The following is a 24,332-nucleotide window of genomic DNA, read 5'->3' on the forward strand; positions in this document are numbered from 1 at the left end:
TATTGCATTATTCTAATAACTTTTCAATAATGCTTTTTGCCGCATCTTTAGGAGGCATGTTGTTCTTTTTTGCCTCTGTAACAGCACTCACAATCGCCGATCCCACAACTACCGCATCACAGTGAGGCGCCAGCAGCCTGACCTGTTCCGGACTTTTAATACCGAATCCTGCCATTACCTTCGACTTCAGTAGTTTCAGACTATCCAGCAAACCAAGATTGGTTTCATCAATATTTGTATAACTGCCTGTAATTCCGCTTCTCAGGGCAGTATAGATCCATTCTGGTTCAAGATCTGTCAGTTCCTTCAGTCTTGATGCAGAAACCGCAGGAGTGATGACCGGAACAACACAGATCCCTTCTTTGTTTCCCAGAGCATAGAGACCTTCATCTCGTCCATAGACAAGATCGGGGATGATAAGACCGGCAGCACCTGCAGCTTTGGCCTGTTTTACCATGGATTCCATCCCTCTGGCAAAGAGTATATTTCCATAGCTCATCAGAAAGACCGGGATATCCAGTTCCGTTGTGAGGGTCTTCAACAAGTTCATGGCTCCATCAACGGTGCAGCCTTTTTCAAGTGACAGTCGGCAGGCATTTTCAATAACAGGCCCGTCCGCCGAAGGGTCGGAAAAGGGGATCTGCATTTCCAGGTAGGATGCTCCGCCTTCTGCCAGACCTCTGGCGGTTTCCAGAGACCCTTCCATATCAGGATAACCGGCAATAAAGTGAGATACAATTTTAGTCGACATACTTCCTCCTGCTCTCCTTTTCAAGGAAATTTCTCCAGTTCTCACCATCCAGTGCAGCCGCTGATATAAAGATATCTTTGTCACCACGGCCGGACATATTGATTATCAGGTTCTGATCACAGGACATCTCCTTTGCTATTTTCATGGCAGCCGCACCGGCATGGGCAGATTCCATGGCAAAGATTATCCCTTCATTTTTTGCAAAAAACTGCAGTGCCTCCAGGGCTTCATCATCTCCGGCTTCTGTAAACTCAATTCGTCCCGATTCTCCCAGAGCTGCCAGCTGAGGGCCTATGCCCGGGTAGTCCAGACCGGCTGAGATGGAGTGAGTATCCAGTACCTGTCCGTCATCATCATGAAGGAAAAGGCTTTTATAACCCTGAATAATTCCGGGGCGTCCAGTATCGGCCATGCGGACAGCATTATTGCCCACACCCTTTCCTCTGCCTCCGGCTTCTACACCGATCATACGGATCTTTTTATTATCCAGGAAGGGTGACAGAAAACCTATGGCATTGGAACCGCCGCCCACACAGGCAATCATTGTATCTATTCTGAAATCAGCCTGTTCTTTGATCTCTTTTCCAATAACAGACTGGAACTCTCTGACCATATCAGGGTAGGGGGAGGGACCCAGTGCAGAACCCAGAAGATAATGGGTATCAACGCTATTAGCCGTCCAGTCCCTGAACGCTTCATTCACTGCATCCTTAAGGGTTCTGGAACCCGAGCAAACCGGTCTCACTTCAGCGCCGTACATCTCCATCCAGTACACGTTGGGATGCTGTCTGCGGATATCCACTTCTCCCATATATATCACACAGGGGAGTCCCAGCCGGGCACAGGCTGCAGCAGTGGCAACACCATGCTGCCCGGCTCCTGTTTCGGCAATAATTCTCTTCTTACCCATTCTTTTGGCAAGTAGTGCCTGACCGGCTGCATTGTTGATCTTATGGGCACCTGTATTGGCGAGTCCTTCCATCTTTATGTAGATCTGGGCTCCACCGAGAGCCTTTGATGCATTTTTTGCCGGCAGAAGGGGGGTGGGACGACCAATAAAGTCCTTACAGAATGCTTCAAATTCTTTTATAAACTCAGGATCATCCAGAGCTTCCTGAAAGGCTTTTTCCAGTTCTGCAAGGGGGGGCTGCAGAACTTCTGGGACATAACGTCCCCCATAGGGACCAAAAAAATCATTATATCGCGGCATAGGATTCAATCTCCTTGAAAAATGCTTTTACTTTTACAGGGTCTTTCTTTCCTGGAGAGGCTTCAAGACCGCTGGATAAATCTACAAGATCCGGTTCAAAATCTTCAAGAACCTTTCTGATATTCCGGGGATTAAGTCCACCGGCCAGCCAGAGTTCTCCCTTCTCCTTAGCCTTCTGAACCAGCTCAGGTGAAATCTGTTTTCCAGTACCACCGGCCTGATGTGCGGAAAAAGCATCTATAAGAGAGGGCCTGGGATAATACTCTGTCATCTTATCCAGATCATCCTCACATCGAATTCTGAGAGCCTTGTATCCCTCAATCACTGCAACGGTTTCTGATGATTCTTTTCCATGATACTGAATCAGATCCAGGTATCCATCTTTTACCAGAGATGTAATCTCTCCAGGCAGATTTTCATTCTCAGCCAGCACAACAACACCCACTTTAAGTGCCTCTGATTCCGGCAGTGATCTGATGAAGTCAGGAGTCGTCTGCCTGGGAGAGTCTGCCAGGATAAACCCGCAGAGATCTGCTCCAAGTGTAACAGCCTGCTCGAAATCTTCTCTATTTGTGAGTCCGCAGATTTTTACAAGTGGTTTCTCGGCTCTCCATCGACTGCACAGTTTTGTCCAGGGATCTTTTGACACAGTTGTACTCTCATGAGTCAAAATATTCTTGAGCTCTGAAATGAGTCCGGGATTTTTGACAACCCCTTCTCCCACCAGCAGGCCGGAGAATCCTGCATTCAAGGCAAATGCCCCGTCTTCTTTTTTAAGTATTCCTGATTCATAGACAACACGGCAATCCCAGTCTATGAGACTGCGAATCTTCAGGGGCTGCAGAGGATAGATCCTGAAGTTCTTAAGATTCCTGCAATTGATCCCTACAAGTCCGGGTTTGAAATCTTTCGTTTTTATCACATCATCCATTGAATGAAGTTCAACCAGAGCGGCCATTCCAAGTTCCTCACAGCGCATATGCATGGCTATAAGAAGATCCTGCTCCAGGAGTGATGCAATCAGCAGACAGGCATCGGCCCCGGCTCTGTAGGATATATTAATATCTTTAACAGACAGGAGAAAATCCTTTCTGAGAACAGCCAGATCGGGACAGGCTGCCTTTACTTCCATCAGATCATTCAGTGATCCGGAAAAGTAATCGGGTTCTGTCAGCACACTGACATGGGCAGCTCCGTTTTTCTGATACATCTGAGCCTGAACTGACGCAGAGGGTATTTCATCAATCTTCCCTTTTGAGGGACTGCTGCGCTTTACTTCACAGATCAGCATTTTATCCTGTGTAAAAGAACTGAGGGGATGCAGTCTTTTTTCAGGAATAACAAATCCCTCTTCATGACCCAGGGATGCAATTCTCAGCTCACGTTTATCGGCAATTTCTCTGCGGATATCCTTCATTTCTGAATATCCTTGTTGATTTGTCTTAATTTTTGAACAAGTCTGAGAACCTTGCCTTCCTCCAGGCTAGTTTTTGCCATGGCATAACCATCTTCTATGGAATCTGCCTTTCCGTAGACAAAGGCTGCCGCACCGGCATTAAGGCAGCAGGCTTCAATACAGGCCTGATTTCCCTGTCCCTTAAGGATGGATACTGCCATTCTTGCATTATCTTCGGCGCTGCCGCCGTTCAGGTCATCCGTTTTAAAGCCTTTGATTCCCATTGATGCCGGATCAAATACTGTATCAGTTTCAATTCCATCCTGATTGATGAAAAAGATTCTTGTGGGTGCTGCTGGTGATATTTCATCAAGTCCATCCTGACTGTGAACTGTCATGACTCTCTGTACACCCAGCAATCTGGCGGCTCTGGCCATAACAGGACAGAGTTCGGAATCATAGACTCCCATAAGCTGGCATTCTGCTTCAGCCGGATTTGAGAGGGGACCGACCAGATTCATAATTGTTTTTATTCCCAGTTCTTTTCTGACAGGTGCTGCATGGCGCATGGCTCCATGAAAAAGAGGAGCATAGAGGAATGAGAATCCGGTTTTACTGATCATCTCTGCAGCCTGATCAGGAGCAGTTTCAACAGGTATTTTAAGGCTTCGGTAAAAATCGGCACTACCGCTTTTAGAACTGACTGCTCTGTTTCCATGTTTGGCAACAGGAATTCCCATAGCAGCAGTTATGAGGGCTGAAAATGAGGATATGTTGAAGGTCCCTCTTCCGTCGCCGCCTGTACCGCAGGTATCTATTGTTTTTCCGGGAACTTTTACAGATTTCTTTTTCTTCTGCAGTATCCTGGCACATCCGGCAACTTCATGGGCCTTGATTCCTTTTGCGTTCAGGGCTGTAAGAATGGCTGCAATGAATGATTCTGAGAGACTGCCTTCGGTGAGTTCATCCATAAAATTTTCGGCTTCTTTTTCATCCAGATCCTGTCCGGCCAGAAGTTTCTTGAGAAGCCCCGGTTTATTCAGAGGTTCTCTCTTATATTTCAGAAAGTTTTTAAGAAGGGTTCTACCGTCTTCACTTCCGATGGATTCAGGATGAAACTGTACACCCTCAAGAACAAAGGATTTATGTCTGACAGCCATAATTTCACCGTCCGAGGAAGAGGATGTTACCTCAAGACATTCGGGTAGACTGGATTCTTCCGCAGCCAGAGAGTGGTATCGGGTAAATCGGGCGGGGGAGGCCATATTACGGAAAATACCTTTTCCGTCATGTTCCATCTCCTCTACTTTTCCATGAACTATGCGGGCAGCAGAAACAATATTACCCCCCAGAGCCTGGACAATGGCCTGGTGTCCGAGACAGATTCCCAGGATCGGTACTTTCCCTGCAAAATGATTTACTACATCCAGAGATATCCCTGCATCCTCCGGCCGCCCGGGACCCGGGGAAATAATAATTTTTCCAGGGTTCATATTGGCAAGCTCGGAAAGGCTGATCTTATCATTACGGAATACCTGAACATCCTCTTCGGTAATCTCCTTCAGATACTGATATATATTGAAAGTAAATGAATCGTAGTTATCTATAAGGGCAATCATACTTCTACTCCTGCTGCCAGGGCCATGGCCCTCATCTTTTCTTTGGTTTCCTCAAGTTCGCGTTCAGCTGTTGAATCATAAACAATTCCGCCACCCGCCTGGAGATAGAGGAATTCACCTTTTTTAAGAGCGGATCTTATGGTTATACAGCTGTCCATACTGCCATCACATCCGAAGTACCCTACTAAACCTGCGTAAAAACCGCGGTTGATCTTTTCGAGTTTTGATATGGTCTTTATGGCCTGGATTTTCGGTGCACCCGAAACTGTCCCGGCAGGAAAAGTTGCTCTGATAACATCAGCTGCACTCACATCAGCTCTCAGATGCCCTGTGACCTCCGATACAATATGCATGACCTTGGAATAACGCTCAACAATCATCATTTCTGTTATCTCAATACTCCCGGCTTCACAGACACGGCCCAGATCATTTCTGGCAAGATCTACCAGCATAAGATGTTCGGCTTTCTCTTTCTCATCACTTAAAAGTTCTTTTTCCAGAGCCCTGTCTTCCTTCTCATTCCTGCCCCGTCTTCTGGTTCCGGCGATGGGACGTATAATGGCTTCCCCATGACCCACCTTCACATGTACTTCGGGAGAGGCTCCCAGAAGTTGATATCCGTCAAAATCAAGATAGAACTGATAGGGAGAAGGATTGCTGGATCTGAGGTTTCTATAGGCATCCATGGCACTCTGCTCTGTATGAACGGTGAGTCTTCTGGAGGGGACAGCCTGTAGAAGATTTCCTTTGATAATTTCTTCTTTGAGGGTGTTAACCATCTTCGTGTAGTCTTTTTCACTTTCAGGGTCCGGGAGGAGTGTCCCTTTGCTGCTGTTGTTCTGTTCTGTAAGGTAATTAAAGTCAAAGTCAAAGATTTTGGCTTTGACAGCTTCAACAGCTTTTTCCAGATTGACTTCAAAATCCGGGTAGTTTAATCCTATAAGAGTTATCTCATCGGTATAGTGATCAAATACCAGTACGATATGACCGAATATAAATTCCCCCAGAGGAAGGCCAAGTGCATCTTCCCTGTCTACAAATGAAATGTCGTCACAGAAGGCAGCGAACTCAAAAGATAGAAAACCAATTCCGCCGGAGGGGACTGGGAATTCTTCTTCCACATCTTCGTGATAAGCGGCAAGTTTTTGAAGAACATGAAGTATATCTTCATTGTTATGGCTGATTCTGTGTTTGCCTTTAGAAGACTGTCTGTAGACTACATCCTTTTCCTGAATAATTCGAAAGGCTTCATCAACAAGGAGGATGGAGTAGCGGGAGTGACCGCCTGAGAGGGATGAAGACTCCAAAAGACACCTGGCATTCAGCTTGATTGCCAGAGCACAGGGAGTGAACTTGTCTCCAGGAACTTTTATACGGTAATAGCGCTTATTTATATCCGTCATAATTAATCCTATATGTTTCTTTAAGTAGTAACGTTGTTATGAGTAGAAACATATAAGATTTGAGTGCTTCTGTCAATAGAAACACTCTTTGTAATTTATTTATGAACTCCCCATGGGTACTTAAGGAAGGAATAACTCTGAAAACTAACTATGAGTCCCACAGGGTTTTATTGGATTATAGTCTCTTTTGCACCAGCACCGCCTGATGACGGGGCAGGTTTTGAATCGCCGGATTTACCCTTTTTGGCTGGAAGCTGTGTAAAGAAATTAAGGAACAGACCGTATATAGCTCCACAGACACCTCCTACAATATGAGACATCTGGGATATATCATCATTCCTGAAAATATTAAGAAATTCTTTTACAAGATAAAGACCCAGTACTGCCAGGAATGAGATGGGGATCTCTTTTTCTTTAGAACCTGCAAAAGAGGTTAGAAGAATCATCATAAAGGCAATACCGCTGGCACCAAGCAGTTCTGTAGGGAAAAACAGTGCATTCAGCAGGCCGTTGATCATTGTGGTGATCAGCATCATAAATGCAACTCTGCCGGAACCGTATTTATCTTCCAGCACGGGGCCCAGCAGAAGGATGAATGTGAGATTCTGAAGCAGGTGATCCCAGTTTGCATGTCCGAACCCATGGGTCATAAGACGTATATAAGCAGGAAAGTCATCCAGTTGAAAAGTCAGTGCTCCCTCTGCAGTGAACACTCCCTGTACCAGTCCGGGGACAAGATATTGGTCGCAAACCAGGATAAAAGTACAGATCAGTCCAAAGGTAAGGGATACAGGGGCATTATATTTCAATCTCATCTCTTGTCATTCTCCTTCTACGATTGTCGGCTTCTGAGTGAGATTTTTTAGGTTTTCTGGTGAATCAATCATTTTAGAATAATTTCTACAGGGCAGTGATCACTTCCCAATACTTCCTGATGAATGCAGGAATCTCCCACTTTTTCAATAAAGCTGTTATTTACACACCAGTAGTCAAGACGCCAGCCCACATTCCTGTCTCTGGCTTTCATACGATAGGACCACCAGCTGTACTGCTCCGGTTCTTTATGGAAAACTCTGAAGGTATCTGTGTATCCATTGTCGATAAACTCATCCATCCAGGCCCTTTCTTCAGGCAGATATCCGGGGTTTTTCTCATTGTTTTTGGGGTGAGTCAGATCAATTGGTTTATGGGCAACATTGAAGTCTCCGCAGATCAAGACATTTCCCCCTTCTTCTACTATTTTATCAGCCCTCTCTTTGAGTGCCTGATTGAACCGGAGTTTATATTCCAGCCTTTTTCCTTCATGCTGTGAATTGGGAAAATAGCAGTTTATAAGGGTATAGTCTTTAAATTCAGCAATCAACGCCCTGCCTTCGGCATCGAATTCTTCTATACCAATGGGAGAGACACGGAGAGGTTCTTCCTTGGAGTAGAGTGCTACACCGCTGTATCCTTTGCGCTCTGCCGAGAGAAAATAACTTGAGTAACCTTCTCTATTCAGAAAATGTTCCTTGAGCTGTTCTTCCTGGGCCTTAGTCTCCTGTAAACAGAGAATATCCGGATTAAACTCATCCATCCATTCATAGAGCCCTTTACCTTCGGCTGCTCTGATGCCGTTTACATTCCAGGATACCAGTTTTTTCATAATCACCTCGCCCGCAGAGTTTACACTTATGAAGCCCTAATTAAAAGAGGAATCATCAGATCCGGGCCATCTGAAATCAACCCTCTTGACGAAAATAAAGCATGAGATTACGATACGCGTAATGAACAAGCGATCAGATCTGTACACAAACAGTATTCTCAGCGCAGCGGCAGCGGCGGCATTCCAACATGGAATCGCAGGCTGACGAGTTCAAAGATTGTCAAAACCGCCGCGGTTCCTCAGGGATCGCGGCTTTTTTTTGTTTAAATCAGCTGCATCCCCGATAATCCATGGTGGAAGGAAGGTTGGAATGAGAAGAAATATTGTCTGGGAAGGGGCTGATCAGCTCCATTACGAAATTCGGGAAATTGTAGGGACAGCTCATAAGCTTGAGGAACTGGGAGTCTCTGTCATCTATGAAAATATAGGTGATCCCGTACAGAAGGGTGAAGAGATTGCCCCCTGGATCAGAGAAATTATTACAGGGCTTGTCTCAGAAAGCAGATCCTATGCCTATACGGCCACAGAAGGTGACAGGCATACTAGGGAATTTCTTTCTGAAAATGTCAATAAAAGGGGAGGCTGCCGGATTACAGAAGACGATATAATCTTCTTTAATGGGCTGGGTGACGCAGTTTCCACTGTTTTTGCATTTTTAAAGCGGGAAGCCCGGGTTATCGGTCCCTCACCGGCATACTCGACACTCTCCTCTGCCGAAGCGGCTCATTCAGGATACAGTCATACTACCTATAAACTTGACCCTGAAAATAACTGGATGCCCGATCTGGAAGACCTTGAAAACAAGGTGCGCTACAATGATTCCATTGCCGGAATCTTACTCATCAATCCGGATAACCCGACGGGTGCGGTCTATCCTCCTGAGGTTCTCAGTCAGATTGTAGATATAGCCCGGCGCTACGACCTTTTTGTAATCTGTGATGAAACCTATGCTCACATTGTGTACAACGGTGGTATACCCTGTCATCTAAGTGAGGTGATCGGAGAGGTCCCCGCTATAGCAATGCGAAGTATAAGCAAGGAATATCCCTGGCCCGGGGGCAGGTGCGGCTGGCTGGAGGTGTTCAATCGGCACAGAGATTCCAATTTTGAAAGTTTTATCCAGACCCTGATCAATGCCAAACGGCTGGAGGTCTGTTCCACAACATTGCCTCAGCTCTCCATACCTCTTATTATGGGCGATCCACGCTATAAAGTTCATCTGGAGAGACGAGCTTCCATGTTTGCCGACCGTGCAGTTGAGGCTGTTGATATTCTGAATAAGGCTCCAGGGGTGAGGGTTAATCTTCCCAGAGGTGCTTTTTATCTGACAGTTCTGATTGATCCGAAGGCTCTTGATAGCTTTAAGCATCTTCCTATGAATAAGGCGGTGGAGGACTTTCTGTCTATTCCCATGGAGAATGCTGCTCCTGATAAAAAACTTGTTTATAATCTGCTGGGGGCCACAGGGATCTGTACGGTTCCATTGAGCGGCTTTTGTTCCGATCTGCCGGGATTCAGGGTCACTCTACTGGAGAATGATGATGAAAAGAGGGTGGGGATCTGGAATACTCTGGTTGAATCTCTAACACAAATGCTTGGATAATGAACAGTTGATAAAGTAGCAGCAGAAGAAACAGGGAATAAGCATATCTGCATTCTCAAGAATTCGGAACTTAAACTTTCCCCTTTCCCCTGAAAGGAACTCTGAATATAATACTCATTATGAGTGATTTAAAAGTTATGTTTGTATGTCTTGGAAATATATGCCGATCTCCCCTGGCCCATGCTGTGTTTGAACACAGGGCGGCTCAGGAGGGATTGGATATTTTTACTGAATCCTGCGGAACGGGTGCCTGGCATGTGGGTGAGCCTGCTGATGCGAGGATGCGCCGGACGGCAGAGGATCATGGTGTTACGATCAATCACAATGCCCGCCGGTTTCAACCCTCCGATCTGGATGAATATGATCTGATAATTCCTATGGATAAGGAAAATCTGAATGACATAGAGGGCTTTGCAGGACCTGAGCATAAGGACAAAATCCATCTGATGAGAGAGTGGGACCCGGAAGGCGGGACAGATGTACCCGATCCCTGGTACGGTGGACCCGAAGGTTTTGAAACCGTATTTGAAATTGTAGATCGAAGCTGCAAAGTTCTTGTGAACGAGCTTAAAGAAAAACTGTCCTGATGGATAAACCTCTGCCCCGTTTCAACTCACTGACTGAAGCTCTTAATTCCATTGAGAAAACAGGATGTGTTGTTAAAGGGGAGAGGGGAGTCGGCGGAGGCTGTATCAACAGCTGCAGTATTCTGACACTCAGTACGGGACGAAAACTCTTTATCAAGAGAAATAATTCTGAGGGTGAAGAAATGTTTTTGCGGGAGGCATCAGGCCTTTCCGCCCTGGCTTCAGTCGCTGAAGCGCCGCCAGTCCCTGAAGTTCTGGCATACGGAATTGACAGCTCTTTTTCTTTTCTCCTGATGGAATATCTTGAACCCGCAGCAAAAAACAATAATTTCTGGGAAGACTTTGGACGTTCACTGGCACGAATGCATAGATACGGACGGAATTCCCAATGCGGATTCACTGAGGATAATTATATCGGCGCCAGCCCTCAGGTCAACTCGGTTCTGGATGACTGGATTGATTTTTTCAGAATCCGCCGGCTGGAATATCAGCTGAAAATGGCCAGGGACCGTGGGCTGGCAGACTCTTTTATGCAGAGCCTTGTACAATCTGTAATGGATAATCTTGATCAGATACTGATCCCCTGTGATAAGGGGGGTGCCAGTCTTCTGCATGGTGATCTCTGGTCAGGGAATTTCATAACAGGACCTCAGGGGAGAGCCTGTATCATTGATCCGGCCGTCTATTACGGACACAGAGAAGCTGATCTGGCAATGACACGCCTTTTTGGTGCCTATGACCCGGTTTTCTATAGTTCTTATAATGAAGAGTGGCCTCTGGAGCCCGGTTCTACGGAACGTATGGATCTTTACAATCTTTATCATATGCTGAATCACTTGAATCTTTTCGGTGGAAGCTATGCGGGCTCTGTACTCAGTATCGCCCGGAAATATGCCTGAATATACTACATCAAGGAGACTACATTGCTTAGCGAAATACTGACCTGGAAAGACTTTATCATACTGGCTCTCTGTGCATTGACCATAGGAGGAAACAAGGCAGGTCTGAGAGGGATCAATATCATTGTTATTCCTATTTTTGCCTCTTATTTCGGAGGGAGAACTTCTGCATCCACCGTACTTCCCCTATTAATCCTGGGAGATATCTTTTCTGTTTATATTTATCGCAAATCCATTAAATGGTCTTATCTCAGGCAGCTGCTCCCGTCTACACTGCTGGGCCTTACAGCCGGTATGATAATGGGTCAGATGGTACCGGACAGGGTTTTCATGATGGTAATGGCCATATTTATTCTGATATGTCTGATTCTGATGCTGATTAAAGAGTTTTCAAAGACGGGAATAAAGCTGCCTGATCATTGGCTGGCTCATGGGGCTGCCGGTTTTACAGGTGGATTCTCAACCATGGTGGGAAATGCGGCCGGACCGATTATGTCTCTCTATCTTCTGTCTATGAATCTGCCCAAGATGGTATTTATAGGAACCGGTGCGGTCTTCTTTTTTACAGTAAACCTTATTAAAGTTCCGGTGCATGCTCTGGTCTGGAAATCAATGACCTGGGAGACATTGAAAATCTCTCTGGCACTGGCTCCCTTTGTACTTCTTGGATTATTTATTGGTTTAAAACTTGTTAAGAAAATCCCCGAAAGACCCTTCAGACTGTTTATTATCCTGGGCACGCTTGCGGGTACAATTAAACTTTTTCTTGGATAATCCCGGGGCTCATAAACTTTATTAGTTCATAAACTTTATTAGTTCATAAAACTGATAAACTCAAAAGAACTAGAGCTTTTTCCAGAAATGGGGAGTGAAGAGTACAAGAACTGTGTAAATCTCAAGACGTCCCATCATCATCGCCAGACTGAGGAACCATTTAATTCCGGGCTGGAAGAATGAATAATTCATGGTAGGACCTACAAGATTGAAACCCGGACCGATATTACCAACTGTAACCAGAGCTGTGGAGAAGGAGGTCAGTATATCATACCCCCCCCCGGAAACAACAACCGTTGTAACCAGCAGGCTCACTACATACAGAAATACAAATCCTGTGATTACAGAGATGATATCTTTACGAACCACCATTTTATTGAGTCTCAGATGAAAAACCGCTCTGGGATAAATCAGTCTTTTCAGTTCTCTTACAGAGAGTTTGAAGAGAGTCACAATACGGACAACCTTCATACCACCTCCGGTTGACCCGGCACATCCGCCTACAAACATCATCAGGAAGAGGATGGTTTTACTGAATTCAGGCCATATATCATAGTCTGTAGTCGCAAAACCGGTTGTTGTTATTATGGATGCCACCTGAAATGCCGCGTACTGCAGACCTTCAAAAAATCCATCAAAAACATCATGTTTTAATAGAGAAAATGTTATAGCCAGTGAAGCGATCGCAAAAATCCCGAGGTAGGCCTTCATTTCGGTATCTATCAGAACATCCTTGATTCTACCGGTAAGCAGTTTGAAATAGAGGGCAAAGTTCATGCCTGCAAGAATCATAAAGATGGTTATTACCCAGTGTATCCAGGCCGAATCGTAGAAACCTACACTTGTATTTTTTGGAGAGAATCCCCCGGTTGCCATAGTTCCGAATGCATGGGTCAGGGAATCAAATAAGTTCATTCCACCCAGCATAAGGAGAATAGTTTCAAGTACAGTGAGTCCCAGGTAGATAAACCACAGGTATTTAGCTGTATGGGCGATTTTAGGTGTTATCTTGTCAACCGAAGGTCCCGGAGCTTCTGCCTTAAGCAGCTGCAGGCCTCCGATTCCCAGAAGAGGAAAGATTGCTACAGTAAGTACAACAATTCCCATTCCACCCAGCCAGTGTGTAAGACTCCTCCAGAAAAGGATGGAGTAGGGCAGACCCTCGATGGCAGTAAGGATAGATGCTCCGGTAGTTGTGAAACCGCTCATGGTCTCAAAATAGGCATCCGTATAATTCGGTATGGCTCCAGAGAGATAAAAGGGGAGGGCTCCCAGGGCTGATGCAGAGATCCAGGCCAGGGAGACAAGCATGAAACCGTCTCGCGGACTCATGACTCTGTTTCTATTACTGCGTGTATAAAAATAGACAAACGCCGCGATGGGTATCAGAAATACAATAGGGAGAAGAAAGGCCTTAAGGCTTTCGGTCTCTCCATAAAAGAAGGCGATCCCTGCGGGGATGATCATGAACAGTGCAATAATTACAAGAAGAATCGCCAGAACATGAAAGATGAGTTTCATTTTCATTGTTTTATCCGGATATGAGCTTTTCCATGCGGGCTACAGATTCTCGTTCCAGAATCAGCACTACATAATCACCGCTTTTGATTACGGTATCCCCTCTGGGAATAATATCCTGCCCCTCGTGGGAGAGGAAGATGATCAGGGATTTCTCCGGAAGTTTCAGATCGATGATCTTTTTTCCGGCAATAGGTGAATCCTCTTCAATCTGAAATTCAACTACTTCAAGTTTACCACCTGAAAGTGCATGAACATTCTTTATATTTCCCTTACGGACTATCTTGAGGATAGAGTTTACAACTGTATCATTCAGGCAGACTGTAACATCAATATCCAGGTTATGAGCTATAGTTCTATAGCTGTTACGTATAACGAGGGCCATTGCCTTATCTACACCAAGGGTCTTGGCGTAGATCCCGGTAATCAGGTTCAATTCCTGATTATTGGTTGCCGTAATAATCAGATCTGTATCATCCAGAAAATCTTCTTCGTTGAAGTTGTCTTCAGTAACATCCGCATGAGTTATAAGGGCCTGAGGAAAGCGTTCCGCAAGCTCTTTGCAGCGTTCATAATCTTTTTCGATGATCTGGAGTGATTTCTTCTGCTTTTTATTCAGAAGACGCCCAAGACGGGTTTTTCCAAAATGACTCTCCGGTTCCTGATCAAGGAGTTCTTCGGCAACATAGGCAGATATATGGCCGCCGCCTACCAGGGTTATTCTGTTCAGTTCAGATTTACCCAGATCCTCAAGGTCGAAAATTGTTTCAAATCCCTTTTCTGAAGAGATTATGTAAATCTGATCTCCTTCCTTTATCTCAGTATCTCCAGTGGGGATGATATAGTGATCATCTCTGAGAATTGCAGCGATAAGAAAGGCAAAGTCCATATGCTGCCGTACAGACTTGAGACTCTGGCCGATAAAGATGGAGTCTTTACGGATAGTGAGGTTTCTCATCTGAAGACTTGTATTTTCAAACAGCATTATATCGCTTCGGGCACCATGACTTATGGCGTAGCTTATGATTTTAGCTGCTTCAATTTCAGGATTAATAACATGATCGATTCCAAGAAAAGAGTTGGATATCATTTTTGTCCGGGAATAATCAAGATTTCTGACCCGGGCGATGGTCTTTACCTTCTCATATTCTGCGGATACAAGACCGCAGGCTATCAGGTTTGTCTCATCACTGGCAGTTACACTGACAAAGATATCCGCTTTTTGTATACCGGCTTTTGTAAGACTTTCCAGGTTGTTGCCTTCATCATTGATGACAAGACAGTCCAGCTTGTTGGCTGCGTCCCTGGCTTTTTCAGAGTCCCTCTCAATGAGAGCCACGTCCTTTTTTTCCAGTATCAATTGCCTGGCCAGCTGTGTTCCCACTCTACCGGCACCTAATATTACGATATACATACTTCGAAGAGAATACTCACATAACTGCAGTCTTGTCAATTTCTATGAATATATATAAAACAGCGTTTCAAAAAATATTTATATATTGTGTTATGGAAAAGGTACAGAATTCAGAGACTCTTCAGAGTCTTTCAAAGAGAGCACAAGGCAGTATCATGTGAAAATCCATATTGTCATCAGCCCCTTTGGCCGATGTTTGAGTAAGGAGCTTTTTTTTAAATTTCTAACATTTTTTTTTTTGATTTACTGTATAATATTATTAGTGTGAGGCATAAGAATGAGTGTAAATAATGTCAAGACTTTTGTTATTGATACCAATGTTCTGATTCATCGTCCTGATGCCATTCTGTCATTCCGGGACAGTGAAGTTGTCATTCCCATCTGGGTTCTGGAAGAACTGGACAAACTTAAAGGTGAACTTGAAGGACGTGGAAGAAGCGCCCGTGCAGCAATCCGTTTTCTGAATGAGGTCAGTCGTCACGGCAACCTTCAGCAGGGTGTCAAACTGGAATCCGGCGGAACTTTGAAAGTCGTTCTGGATTATGACAGATCTGTAGAGGATTCACTCTCATCAACAAAGATGGATAATAAGATTATTCTCTGTGCCAAATATCTGCAGCGAAACAGTCTGGAAAGAAGAAATCCTGATGTATTTTTTGTTTCTAAGGATATTAATGCAAGAATCAAGGCTATTTCCATAGGAATCAAGGCCGTTGATTATGAAAAACATAAGATCAATATCCAGCATCTATACGATGGATTTAGAGAACTCCATGGTGAAAAACAGGTAATAAAAGAGCTGAAGAAGAGTGGTGAAACTCCAATTCCCGATGTTTCTGTCTTTCCCAATGAGTATCTGATCCTGAAAGAAAATGCAGATTCCAAATCCTTTATACTCGCACGCTGCGATACAAAAGACGGGATGCTCCGTCTGGTGGAATCAACAATTGAACCGGTTCTTGGTATTCGCCCACTCAATCCGGAGCAGCGAATTGCCCTCGATCTTTTATTAAATGACAATATCAATCTGGTCACATTGATCGGAAAAGCAGGGACTGGAAAAACCCTGCTCTCACTGGCCGCAGGTCTCAGAAAAACCATGGAAGAGAAAAACTATACCAGAGTGCTTTTAAGCCGTCCGATTATTCCAATGGGAAAGGATATCGGTTATCTTCCGGGTGCCAAAAGTCAGAAAATGAGTCACTGGATGCAGCCGCTCTTTGACAATCTGGAGTATATCATTGATGTGGCTCATAAACAGAATCTCAAGAGTATCGACCAGGTTATGAATAACAAAATTATTGAAATTGAAGCCCTTACCTATATCAGGGGAAGATCTCTGCCAAAGCAGTATATTATTATTGATGAGGCTCAGAATCTCTCTCCCCATGAAGTTAAAACAATTGTCAGCCGCGCAGGGGAGGGTACCAAGGTTGTAATAACCGGAGATCCTCATCAGATAGATAATCCCTATCTGGATGCCGAATCAAATGGCCTTACCTGTCTTGTTGAAGCCTTCAGGGATGTCGACATTGCAGGACATGTAACCCTGGGACATTCAGAGAGAAGTCCTCTGGCGGAATTGGCATCGGAGTTATTGTAATATGCCGGAGTATTCAAAGAAAATTAAATCAGAATTAGTCAAACTTAAGAAGAAAGCCTTCCTTACAGCTCAGAAGAGTGAATTGGAAATTCTCAGCAAAGAGTTTGATAAGTGGAAAAAGAAACGTATCTCTGCCGATGCCCTGGAGCTGGCCATTGATAATCATAAAGGTTTCAAAAAAGAGATTCTGGAAAATCAGTATCAGGAAGACGGCGATCCGGGCATTCCTGTGGCCGATGCTTTAATCAGAGGCTATCTTAAAAGAGAAGATTTAAGCAGGGATGCATATTATTCTATTGAGATTTTGATTGATCTGAGTAATATTTAAAGTAGGACCTTTGTGTCTTATTTTGAGGAGATGCTATGGATGAGGTAAAATTCTGCTCCTATTGCGGCAAACTGACCAGCTCCAGTTACAGCTACTGTCCCTGGTGTGGAAAGAGTCTCGAAAATAAAGGCAATATTGCTGAAGTAATAAATACATCTCTCGATAAACTGGAAAAAAATCAGATGGAAGATCGTCTGATGGAACTTGAGAAGCTTGAAATTTGTCTGGAAAATCTTGAAGAAGAGATAGAAGCCTTTCTTTCCAAAGCCTCATCCTGATTTTAGACCTTTTCTTATTGTCATAATAAACCGATAATAAACAGCATATGCGCCGAATAATTTCATTATTTATACTATTACTCACTCTTTCAGTACTCCTGCCTGCACAACAACGGAAGCTTGAATTCATATCACCCGATATAAATGACCGTAATGAAATAATCATGACGGTTAAGCTGCCTTCTCTTTCAGGGAATACCTACAGAACACTTGTTCGGGGGCGTGCAGATACTCTGGCTCTGGAAGCACTGACTCTTTTTCCGGAAAAATCTTTCTATTTTCCATCAAGAAATGAAGTTATGGTTTATAACCATTTTGGTTGTTACGGCTTTGACGGAGACAACGGGAACTGGCAGGAATTAAATTTTATGCCCTCCTTCTCATCGGGACAGCCTATTTCTCCACTTTCACTGAGAACTCTGGAAATGAGTCCCGACGGGCGTTATGCCGCCTATATCAGAGAAGATGAAGAGAATACGGCATCTCTGATATTATATGACAGGGATATGCAGGTCAGCCTCACAGTTACAAGCCGTTTGAAAAGGGAATATCTGGAAAAAATAGTGAAGTGGGCTCCCGATTCAAAGTATTTTATCTATCGCCGGGGACGTGATCTTTATTATTTCTCTATTGAACAGTATCAGTCGGGACGTATCCCGGCAGAATCTTTTAGAAACACCGGTTTCAAGGATATGCAGTCGGTACAGTGGAAAGCGGGAAATTATCTTTATATTCTGAAAGAGAGACATCTGTATAGAATTCATAGCTCTGAGTTTTTTACACGCTCCTTCTATTCAGAACCCTTCAGACGGGGAACAGTCAGGGGCCGATTGCCTGTTAATTATGATCCTGTCTTTGACAGCTATGTGCTGAATGACGGCGGAACTGATCTCTTTCTTATCAAGAATGGTCAGTATGGAATGGTTATTCCTCTTGCCTACGATATAGAGAGCCCGGAAGCAGCTCAGACTCCGTTGATTAATCTTGGTTCTGATAATGAGATCCTCAGCGCTGAATGGCTTGAAAATGATATTCTCATACTTCTTGTGGGGAGCAGAAAAGACGGAAAATCAACTCTTTTTCGCTATGAGGACAGGAAACAACCCTTTTTTCTCCCTCTGCGCAGCGGATCATTCAGCGGTCTTTCAGCTTCTCCTGATGGCAGCCGATTTGCCCTTTTTACAGAGGATTCTGTTGATATATATAAAGCACATGAAGATACAGCAGTAAACAGCTTCAGTCATAATGAGGCTATGCAGCTCCACTGGGGCAGTGATGTCTATTATTCTCTGGGGAAAAAAACCATAAGAACCCTCGATCCTCTGAAAGGAAGTTCCAGAGTTATCGGACTGAGTCAGAGTGATGCTGCCGGTTTTAATGCAGGTGGTGATCTGATATGTGGAATCGGAGATAATCAATTCCGCTATGACGAAGCACTCAGCTGGATACCATTGAAAGATGATGTTGAGATAAGTGGAGCAAAGAACACAACAAAAGAGTATCGAATCTATCTGGAGAATCTCCGGGGCGGCTGGTACTCTTCATCATTGAAAGTCAGAAATATTGAAAGCTACTATACTTCGGATTTTATCCCTCCCTTTCATTCTCAGTTCAGTCTTGAGGTTCCTCAACAGCTGCGGCCGGACAGTAGTTCTAATCCCTGGTACTTTGATCATGGTCAGAGTACAGAGCGAAAAGAAGTAGCTCTTGTTATCAATGCTGTTGATTCAGCAGAAGGAACTGCCCGGCTTCTGAAGACACTTGAAAGCTACAGTGTCCAGACAACATTTTTTATAAATGGAGATTTTATCCATGCCAATCCAATGGAGACAAAAATCATTGCCGAAAGCGGGCATACCGTGGGGTCATTGTTCTATACCTGGTTTGATTTATCAGCCCCTGGTTATCAGATAGATAAAACATTTCTCAAGAAAGGGTTAGCAAGGAATGAGGATGATTATTTCATCGCTACAGGGCGTGAAATGGCAATGCTCTGGCATACACCCGGATATTATATAAATTCTGAAATCCTTGAGACTTCAGCATCTATGCAGTATGTTTTTATAGGGACGGACATTCCGGTTCAGGATAGAATCAACAGAATAAATGCACCTACATACAATGCCGTTGAAGAAGCTGAACAACTGCTTCTCAGAATTAAACCCGGTTCAATTATTTCTTTGACTCTGGGAGAAGAGGCGGGGCAGAATGAATATCTGTTCCAGATGCTTCCAATGATATTTGATGAACTTGTAAGGAATGGTTATGAATTTGTCGACCTTCAGGATATGATGCAGAGCAGTTTGTATTAGCCTGTTTAAAATAGATTTGTCTACAGAATATGAACTGTTTTAGCCTTGATTATTCTGCAGATGATATATATTTTTTACAACACAGGAAAACAAAATATTTTTTTATGAAACTTTTATTTAAGAATCGACTGAATATTGCCGAGAATATATTGAAGAATTAGGGGAGGATTTTCTTACATGAATAAAAATCCGTTAAATGCCTATCGTCAGACTAAAGTTAAAACAGCCAGTCAGGGTCGCCTGATTGTTATGTTGTATGACGAGGCTTTAAAACAGCTGGATATTGGAATAGAAGAAATGAACAGGCCTCAGAAAAGGCTGGACAAGGTTCATAACTGTATTGTTAAGACCCAGGATGTTATAACTGAACTGATGGCTTCCCTCGATTTTGAAAAGGGCGGAGATATCGCCACTAATCTTTATAATTTGTATATGTTTTTCAATAAGCAGCTGCTGCAGGCAAATATGGATAAAACTTCAGATTCATTAAGCGAAATACGCCGTATGATGAATGAACTCCGTACAGCATGGGCCTCCATTGAAGGACAGCCGCATACCGGAGCATCTCCTCTGGGTGTCAATATAGCAGGTTGATTCATGCCTTCCGTCGGGCAGTGGTTTCCTCTCCAGATTAAAACCCTCTGCAGTGACTACCGTGAATATAATAAAGTTATCCTTTATCTGATCAAACAAAGTGAAAACCCTCTCAAGTCAAAATTTGACAGAATCCTTCTCGAAGAAAAGAGACTTTCTGAAAAAATTCTCCATGAGGAGAAGATTCTGTCTCGCTGGCTTGATGATGCCGCATCTTTTAAAGAGGAATTCAGCGAAGAATTATCCCGACTGCAGGATCTGAGAAATGAATCTCTTAAATTGCGGAATAAGGGTAGAAGCTCCCTCAAAACTGGATTAACCTTAGTAGATCAGGAGCAGCATAAAATTGAAAAGAATTTGCTGCCCAAATCTACAAAAAAGGAAGCAGCTCCACGGCTGATTGACATTACACTATGAAAGATCCTCTCTATCTTCTGGACGGTTACAGTCTAATATACCGTTCCTACTTCGGATTCATCCGTAATCCTCTCAAAAATCCTGAAGGAAAGAATATATCCGCCGTTTTCGGTTTTTTCAGAGCCCTTATCAATATCCTGAATAAAAGGGATACCTGTCGTTTTGTTGTCACCATGGATTCAAAAACCAAGACTTTCCGTCATGACATGTATCCCGAATATAAAGCCACAAGAGATAAGTCTCCCGATGATCTGTTTGAGCAGATTCCCATTATTGAAGAAATCCTTAAGCTGATGGAGATTCCGACCATCAGGGTTGATGGTTTCGAGGCTGATGACATCATGGGTACTCTGGCTGTCCGTGCGCGGGAAGAAGACAGGCCCTGCTATATTATTACCGGAGATAAAGACCTGCTTCAGTTTGCGGGTGACGGTATCAAAATCATGAAGCTTGAAAAGGGCCAATTCATCGAGATGGACCGGGACGAGGTCTTTGAAGACAAGGGAGTCTGGCCTGAGCAGATTGTTGATTACCTCTCTCTTGTAGGTGATACGGCAGATAATATTCCCGGAGCCGCAGGAATCGGTCCCAAGACAGCGTCAAAACTTCTGCAGGACTATGGGACTCTGGACGGTATATACGAACATCTGGATAAGATAAAAAGTAAGAATCAGCAACAGAAGCTGATTGATAGTAAAGAGAACGCCTATTTCAGCAAAGAGCTGGTTATTATTCGCGTGGATGTGCCTGTGGATATGACTGTTGATGAGATGCTGGTGAAAAATCTTCACTCTGAGGAGGCTGCGAGGCTTCTGATGAAAGAGGGAATGCAGAGCCTGGCATTGGAACTGGTTCCCGATCTCAGTATCAGTGAAGATCCTGAAGATGAGAGAGCAGCAGCCGAAAAGGGTGAATACAGTGCCGTTCTGAGTGTTGAAGACCTTGATAAATGGATTCAGGCTGTTCGTGACAAGGGTATGGTTTCTCTGGATACCGAAACCGACAGTATAAATGCCATGAAGGCTAATCCTGTTGGTATATGTCTCTCTGTGGGAGACGAAAAAGCCTGTTATATCCCTATCCGGGCAGAGGGTGCTGACTGTCTGCCTGAAGATCTTATCCGCAGTAAAATGAAAGAGCTCCTGGAAGATGAAAAGATAAAAATCATCGGACAGAATATAAAATATGATTACAAGGTTCTCAGGCGATGGGGAATCAATCCGGCCAATCTCTATTTTGATACCATGATTGCTGCCTGGATGATAGATGCGGGCTCTCCTCTGAATATGGATTTTCTTGCAGAGCGCTATCTTGCCTATAAGACTGTACATTTCAAGGATGTAGTTCCCAAAGGGGGAATATTCTCGGATGTCCCTCTTGAGGATGCTGTAGATTATGCCGCCGAAGATGCGGATGTCACCTGGCGTCTGTACGAAGTACTTAAAAAGAAGCTTGAAGAAGATAATCTGGGTGATCTGTTCAGCAGCCTGGAGATGGAACTTGTCCGTATTTTTGCAGATATGGAGATACGCGGTATTTCTCTGAACAGGGAAGAGCTTATCGAATACGGTGTTGAGCTTGAAGAAGCCCTGACAGTTCTCAGAACCGAAATTTATGATCTCTGCGGTAAAGAATTCAATATCAACTCTACAAAACAGCTACAGGAAGTACTGTTTACAGACAGAAAACTGCAGCCCACCAAGAAAACAAAGAGCGGATATTCAACGGATACATCCGTACTGAAACAGCTTGCCGAAGAAGATCCTGTACCCGAAAAAATTCTTGTTCACAGAGCATTGGCAAAACTTAAATCCACCTATGTGGATACACTTCCAAAGATGGTACATCCCGACAGCGGCCGTATTCATACATCCTTTGTTCAGACAGGAACGGCTACAGGAAGAATTTCAAGTAAAGATCCCAATCTGCAGAATATTCCTGTAAAAGATGAGAACGGAAGACGGATCAGACGGGCTTTCAGACCAAAGGAAGGATCTGTTTTCCTCTCTGCAGACTACTCGCAGATTGAGCTTGTTGTTCTGGCTCATCTTTCCCAGGACTCCGGTCTGAAAGAGGCATTTATCAGCGGTGATGATGTTCACAGCAAGACTGCGGCAACAATTTTCAAAGTTGATATTGCCGAGGTAACTCCGGCTCAGAGGCGTATCGCCAAGACCATCAACTTCGGTGTTATGTATGGTATGTCTGCTTTCCGACTCTCCAATGAACTTAAGATTTCAAGAGGGGAGGCTGCCGGGTTTATCGAGACCTATTTTGAAGAGTATTCCGGAATTAAAAAGTTTGTTGATGATACGGTTGCTCAGGCAGAGATCGACGGCGGAGTCTATACAATTCTTGGCCGTTTCCGTCCTGTCAGGGAAATTACCAGTAAGAATAAAATGGAAAAATCTGCTGCCGTCAGGGTTGCTGTAAATACCAGGATTCAGGGTTCGGCAGCGGATATAGTTAAAAGAGCCATGATTGGTATTGACTGGGCCATAAAACAGAGAAATCTCAAGGCCTCCGTTCTGTTACAGGTTCATGATGAGATTATCCTGGAGGTACCCGAAGATGAAGTTGAGACCTGTAAGTTTCTTCTGTCAAAGGTGATGGAAAGTGCATGGGAGATGGATGTGCCCCTTAGAGTCAACGTAGAAGAGGGTGCCAACTGGGGAGATATTCACTAGATATGATTATCGGTCTGGCTGGTAAAAGCTGCTCCGGCAAGAATCAGGTGGCAGCTATCCTCAAAGAAAGGGGTTTTGATACCTTGGACATGGACCTGATGGCTCATGACAGCCTTAATTCCCTGGCTGCCTCTCTCTCTGCCGCATTCGGCAGTGATATCCTTGATGAGGATGATAATGTCGACCGGATAACTCTGGGTGCAAAGGTATTCAATAAGCCTGATTCACTGCAGAGGCTGGAGGATATTCTTTATCCGGAACTTCATAGAGAGCTTGATGACTATATCAGAAATATGAAGGAAGGAACCTCCCTTATTGTGAATGCAGCCGCCCTGGAAAAAGCTGATTTCTGGAAAAAATGTGATCATATACTCTGGGTGCAGGCACCCTTCTTAATTCGTCTTTACAGGGCCTGGAAAAGAGACAGCCGTTCCCTTGAAAATCTAATGAGCCGATTCCGGTCTCAGAGGGAACTTAAGTCTCAATATTTTTTTTCCAGAGTCGATACTTATATTATAAGAAACAGTTCCACCCGGGCAGTATTGCGTAAAAGGGTGGACAAGTGGATAAAACATCTTCCACCGGAGAGATAAACTGTATGGATAATCAAGAAAACAATCGTCCCGTAGATAATCATCTTAAAACACTGTGGGTCCTCCTTTCGGCATTAGGACTTCTGATCATAGTAGGCACAGCCGGATTTTTCTTTTTCTCACCTGATAAAAATACAGATGCCCTGAAGCCTGCATTGGCGGCAACTACGCTGGTTCCTGAGAAAAATAATGAATTCGATCCCATTGAACTGGCAAGAGACAGTGATGAGGTACCCGGTATGATGGATAAAACCGAGGATTCCATCGAGATCGAACTGATTGATGCCGACAGTACGGAAGTTGAAAGTACTGAAGAAATCGTTGATAATACTCCTGCTCCTGCTGTAATCAAAGCTCCTGTAATTAAAGCTCCCGAGGCTCAGTACAAAGATGTTACTGTACAGGTCTTCTGGATTCAGGTAGGTTCCTACAGTTCACTGACAAAAGCTGAATCAGTCAGTGACTCCCTCAAATCCAGGGGTCTTACTACAACCGTTCAGTCAAAGAGTGTCGGGGGTAATGCAGTTTTCCGTGTGAGAATCGGTGCATTCAACACTAAGGCTGAAGCTGATAAGTTCTCAGTACAGGTAAAGGGGCTGGAAGGTTATGAAGAGAGTTTTGTTATTCAGTCTCCCATGATTAAAAAAGTTCCTCTTAACTCCTGAAATACAAATAAATAAGAATTTACAAGGCAGAACTAC

Annotated in this window: 22 protein-coding genes; 13 read left to right on the forward strand and 9 right to left on the reverse strand. The window is 44.1% G+C overall.

Annotation, left to right across the window (positions count from 1 at the left end; all coding sequences use genetic code 11):
- Nucleotides 1-7: 7 nt before the first annotated feature.
- The 7 genes from trpA to DV872_RS02545 all read right to left on the reverse strand — a co-directional run bounded on the left by trpA (nucleotide 8) and on the right by DV872_RS02545 (nucleotide 8,024).
- Complete coding sequence (gene trpA / locus DV872_RS02515; protein WP_158546795.1) at nucleotides 8-751, reverse strand: tryptophan synthase subunit alpha; 744 nt, start codon at nucleotides 749-751, stop codon at nucleotides 8-10.
- Complete coding sequence (trpB, locus tag DV872_RS02520) at nucleotides 741-1,961, reverse strand: tryptophan synthase subunit beta (RefSeq protein WP_114628270.1); 1,221 nt, start codon at nucleotides 1,959-1,961, stop codon at nucleotides 741-743. Before trpB ends, trpA begins: the two co-directional genes overlap by 11 nt.
- Nucleotides 1,948-3,378, reverse strand: a complete 1,431-nt coding sequence (locus DV872_RS02525) for a bifunctional indole-3-glycerol phosphate synthase/phosphoribosylanthranilate isomerase (protein ID WP_114628271.1) — start codon at nucleotides 3,376-3,378, stop codon at nucleotides 1,948-1,950. The genes trpB and DV872_RS02525 overlap by 14 nt, the downstream gene beginning before the upstream one ends.
- Nucleotides 3,375-4,976, reverse strand: coding sequence for a bifunctional anthranilate synthase component II/anthranilate phosphoribosyltransferase (locus DV872_RS02530; protein WP_114628272.1), 1,602 nt, complete (start codon nucleotides 4,974-4,976; stop codon nucleotides 3,375-3,377). Before DV872_RS02530 ends, DV872_RS02525 begins: the two co-directional genes overlap by 4 nt.
- Nucleotides 4,973-6,379 (reverse strand): anthranilate synthase component I family protein, encoded by a 1,407-nt coding sequence (locus DV872_RS02535; protein ID WP_114628273.1) that lies wholly within the window; start codon nucleotides 6,377-6,379, stop codon nucleotides 4,973-4,975. The genes DV872_RS02530 and DV872_RS02535 overlap by 4 nt, the downstream gene beginning before the upstream one ends.
- 167 nt (nucleotides 6,380-6,546) lie before the next feature.
- A complete protein-coding gene (locus DV872_RS02540; protein WP_114628274.1) occupies nucleotides 6,547-7,194 on the reverse strand; it encodes a rhomboid family intramembrane serine protease in 648 nt (215 codons plus the stop codon).
- Nucleotides 7,195-7,262: 68 nt separating this feature from the next.
- Nucleotides 7,263-8,024, reverse strand: a complete 762-nt coding sequence (locus DV872_RS02545; RefSeq protein WP_114628275.1) for an exodeoxyribonuclease III — start codon at nucleotides 8,022-8,024, stop codon at nucleotides 7,263-7,265.
- Nucleotides 8,025-8,334: 310 nt separating this feature from the next.
- On the opposite strand from DV872_RS02545, the gene DV872_RS02550 reads away from it, so the two are divergent.
- The 4 genes from DV872_RS02550 to DV872_RS02565 all read left to right on the forward strand — a co-directional run bounded on the left by DV872_RS02550 (nucleotide 8,335) and on the right by DV872_RS02565 (nucleotide 11,887).
- Complete coding sequence (locus tag DV872_RS02550) at nucleotides 8,335-9,627, forward strand: pyridoxal phosphate-dependent aminotransferase (protein WP_114628276.1); 1,293 nt, start codon at nucleotides 8,335-8,337, stop codon at nucleotides 9,625-9,627.
- Nucleotides 9,628-9,746: 119 nt separating this feature from the next.
- Nucleotides 9,747-10,214: a low molecular weight protein-tyrosine-phosphatase gene (locus tag DV872_RS02555; protein ID WP_114628277.1), complete on the forward strand. Its 468-nt coding sequence runs from the start codon at nucleotides 9,747-9,749 to the stop codon at nucleotides 10,212-10,214.
- Complete coding sequence (locus tag DV872_RS02560; RefSeq protein ID WP_114628278.1) at nucleotides 10,214-11,113, forward strand: fructosamine kinase family protein; 900 nt, start codon at nucleotides 10,214-10,216, stop codon at nucleotides 11,111-11,113. Before DV872_RS02555 ends, DV872_RS02560 begins: the two co-directional genes overlap by 1 nt.
- A 24-nt stretch (nucleotides 11,114-11,137) precedes the next feature.
- Nucleotides 11,138-11,887 (forward strand): sulfite exporter TauE/SafE family protein, encoded by a 750-nt coding sequence (locus DV872_RS02565; protein WP_158546796.1) that lies wholly within the window; start codon nucleotides 11,138-11,140, stop codon nucleotides 11,885-11,887.
- Nucleotides 11,888-11,956: 69 nt separating this feature from the next.
- On the opposite strand, the gene DV872_RS02570 is transcribed toward DV872_RS02565, so the two are convergent.
- Both DV872_RS02570 and trkA read right to left on the reverse strand, forming a co-directional pair.
- Nucleotides 11,957-13,414: a TrkH family potassium uptake protein gene (locus DV872_RS02570; RefSeq protein ID WP_114628280.1), complete on the reverse strand. Its 1,458-nt coding sequence runs from the start codon at nucleotides 13,412-13,414 to the stop codon at nucleotides 11,957-11,959.
- Nucleotides 13,415-13,418: 4 nt separating this feature from the next.
- A complete protein-coding gene (gene trkA / locus DV872_RS02575; protein WP_114628281.1) occupies nucleotides 13,419-14,819 on the reverse strand; it encodes a Trk system potassium transporter TrkA in 1,401 nt (466 codons plus the stop codon).
- Nucleotides 14,820-15,096: 277 nt separating this feature from the next.
- On the opposite strand from trkA, the gene DV872_RS02580 reads away from it, so the two are divergent.
- The 9 genes from DV872_RS02580 to DV872_RS02620 all read left to right on the forward strand — a co-directional run bounded on the left by DV872_RS02580 (nucleotide 15,097) and on the right by DV872_RS02620 (nucleotide 24,296).
- Nucleotides 15,097-16,422 (forward strand): PhoH family protein, encoded by a 1,326-nt coding sequence (locus DV872_RS02580; RefSeq protein ID WP_114628282.1) that lies wholly within the window; start codon nucleotides 15,097-15,099, stop codon nucleotides 16,420-16,422.
- A 1-nt stretch (nucleotide 16,423) separates the two neighbouring features.
- Nucleotides 16,424-16,750 (forward strand): hypothetical protein, encoded by a 327-nt coding sequence (locus tag DV872_RS02585; RefSeq protein ID WP_114628283.1) that lies wholly within the window; start codon nucleotides 16,424-16,426, stop codon nucleotides 16,748-16,750.
- A 35-nt stretch (nucleotides 16,751-16,785) separates the two neighbouring features.
- Nucleotides 16,786-17,028 carry a hypothetical protein gene (locus tag DV872_RS02590; RefSeq protein WP_114628284.1) on the forward strand — a complete coding sequence of 81 codons (243 nt, stop codon included), beginning with the start codon at nucleotides 16,786-16,788 and terminating at the stop codon, nucleotides 17,026-17,028.
- A gap of 47 nt (nucleotides 17,029-17,075) precedes the next feature.
- Entirely contained in the window at nucleotides 17,076-19,340 is a 2,265-nt protein-coding gene (locus tag DV872_RS02595; protein ID WP_114628285.1) for a polysaccharide deacetylase family protein, read from the forward strand.
- Nucleotides 19,341-19,517: 177 nt separating this feature from the next.
- The gene (gene fliS / locus DV872_RS02600; RefSeq protein WP_114628286.1) at nucleotides 19,518-19,934 is read left to right on the forward strand and encodes a flagellar export chaperone FliS; all 417 of its coding nucleotides are present in this window, start codon (nucleotides 19,518-19,520) and stop codon (nucleotides 19,932-19,934) included.
- Nucleotides 19,935-19,937: 3 nt separating this feature from the next.
- Entirely contained in the window at nucleotides 19,938-20,351 is a 414-nt protein-coding gene (locus DV872_RS02605) for a hypothetical protein (RefSeq protein ID WP_114628287.1), read from the forward strand.
- Nucleotides 20,348-23,038 (forward strand): DNA polymerase I, encoded by a 2,691-nt coding sequence (gene polA / locus DV872_RS02610; RefSeq protein WP_114628288.1) that lies wholly within the window; start codon nucleotides 20,348-20,350, stop codon nucleotides 23,036-23,038. The genes DV872_RS02605 and polA overlap by 4 nt, the downstream gene beginning before the upstream one ends.
- Nucleotides 23,039-23,040: 2 nt before the next feature.
- The gene (gene coaE / locus DV872_RS02615; protein WP_114628289.1) at nucleotides 23,041-23,631 is read left to right on the forward strand and encodes a dephospho-CoA kinase; all 591 of its coding nucleotides are present in this window, start codon (nucleotides 23,041-23,043) and stop codon (nucleotides 23,629-23,631) included.
- Between the two features lie 5 nt (nucleotides 23,632-23,636).
- A complete protein-coding gene (locus DV872_RS02620) occupies nucleotides 23,637-24,296 on the forward strand; it encodes an SPOR domain-containing protein (protein WP_114628290.1) in 660 nt (219 codons plus the stop codon).
- The last annotated feature ends 36 nt before the right edge of the window (nucleotides 24,297-24,332 follow it).

The organism is Oceanispirochaeta sp. M1, assembly GCF_003346715.1.
In the GTDB taxonomy this organism is placed as follows: domain Bacteria; phylum Spirochaetota; class Spirochaetia; order DSM-2461; family DSM-2461; genus Oceanispirochaeta.

Excerpts from the sequence above, each read along its gene's own strand:
- trpA (WP_158546795.1), bottom strand. The coding sequence starts at position 751 with ATGTCGACTAAAATTGTATCTCACTTTATTGCCGGTTATCCTGATATG.
- trpB (WP_114628270.1), bottom strand. The coding sequence starts at position 1,961 with ATGCCGCGATATAATGATTTTTTTGGTCCCTATGGGGGACGTTATGTC.
- DV872_RS02525 (WP_114628271.1), bottom strand. The coding sequence starts at position 3,378 with ATGAAGGATATCCGCAGAGAAATTGCCGATAAACGTGAGCTGAGAATT.
- DV872_RS02530 (WP_114628272.1), bottom strand. The coding sequence starts at position 4,976 with ATGATTGCCCTTATAGATAACTACGATTCATTTACTTTCAATATATAT.
- DV872_RS02535 (WP_114628273.1), bottom strand. The coding sequence starts at position 6,379 with ATGACGGATATAAATAAGCGCTATTACCGTATAAAAGTTCCTGGAGAC.
- DV872_RS02540 (WP_114628274.1), bottom strand. The coding sequence starts at position 7,194 with ATGAGATTGAAATATAATGCCCCTGTATCCCTTACCTTTGGACTGATC.
- DV872_RS02545 (WP_114628275.1), bottom strand. The coding sequence starts at position 8,024 with ATGAAAAAACTGGTATCCTGGAATGTAAACGGCATCAGAGCAGCCGAA.
- DV872_RS02550 (WP_114628276.1), top strand. The coding sequence starts at position 8,335 with ATGAGAAGAAATATTGTCTGGGAAGGGGCTGATCAGCTCCATTACGAA.
- DV872_RS02555 (WP_114628277.1), top strand. The coding sequence starts at position 9,747 with ATGAGTGATTTAAAAGTTATGTTTGTATGTCTTGGAAATATATGCCGA.
- DV872_RS02560 (WP_114628278.1), top strand. The coding sequence starts at position 10,214 with ATGGATAAACCTCTGCCCCGTTTCAACTCACTGACTGAAGCTCTTAAT.
- DV872_RS02570 (WP_114628280.1), bottom strand. The coding sequence starts at position 13,414 with ATGAAAATGAAACTCATCTTTCATGTTCTGGCGATTCTTCTTGTAATT.
- trkA (WP_114628281.1), bottom strand. The coding sequence starts at position 14,819 with ATGTATATCGTAATATTAGGTGCCGGTAGAGTGGGAACACAGCTGGCC.
- DV872_RS02580 (WP_114628282.1), top strand. The coding sequence starts at position 15,097 with ATGAGTGTAAATAATGTCAAGACTTTTGTTATTGATACCAATGTTCTG.
- DV872_RS02585 (WP_114628283.1), top strand. The coding sequence starts at position 16,424 with ATGCCGGAGTATTCAAAGAAAATTAAATCAGAATTAGTCAAACTTAAG.
- DV872_RS02590 (WP_114628284.1), top strand. The coding sequence starts at position 16,786 with ATGGATGAGGTAAAATTCTGCTCCTATTGCGGCAAACTGACCAGCTCC.
- DV872_RS02595 (WP_114628285.1), top strand. The coding sequence starts at position 17,076 with ATGCGCCGAATAATTTCATTATTTATACTATTACTCACTCTTTCAGTA.
- fliS (WP_114628286.1), top strand. The coding sequence starts at position 19,518 with ATGAATAAAAATCCGTTAAATGCCTATCGTCAGACTAAAGTTAAAACA.
- DV872_RS02605 (WP_114628287.1), top strand. The coding sequence starts at position 19,938 with ATGCCTTCCGTCGGGCAGTGGTTTCCTCTCCAGATTAAAACCCTCTGC.
- polA (WP_114628288.1), top strand. The coding sequence starts at position 20,348 with ATGAAAGATCCTCTCTATCTTCTGGACGGTTACAGTCTAATATACCGT.
- coaE (WP_114628289.1), top strand. The coding sequence starts at position 23,041 with ATGATTATCGGTCTGGCTGGTAAAAGCTGCTCCGGCAAGAATCAGGTG.
- DV872_RS02620 (WP_114628290.1), top strand. The coding sequence starts at position 23,637 with ATGGATAATCAAGAAAACAATCGTCCCGTAGATAATCATCTTAAAACA.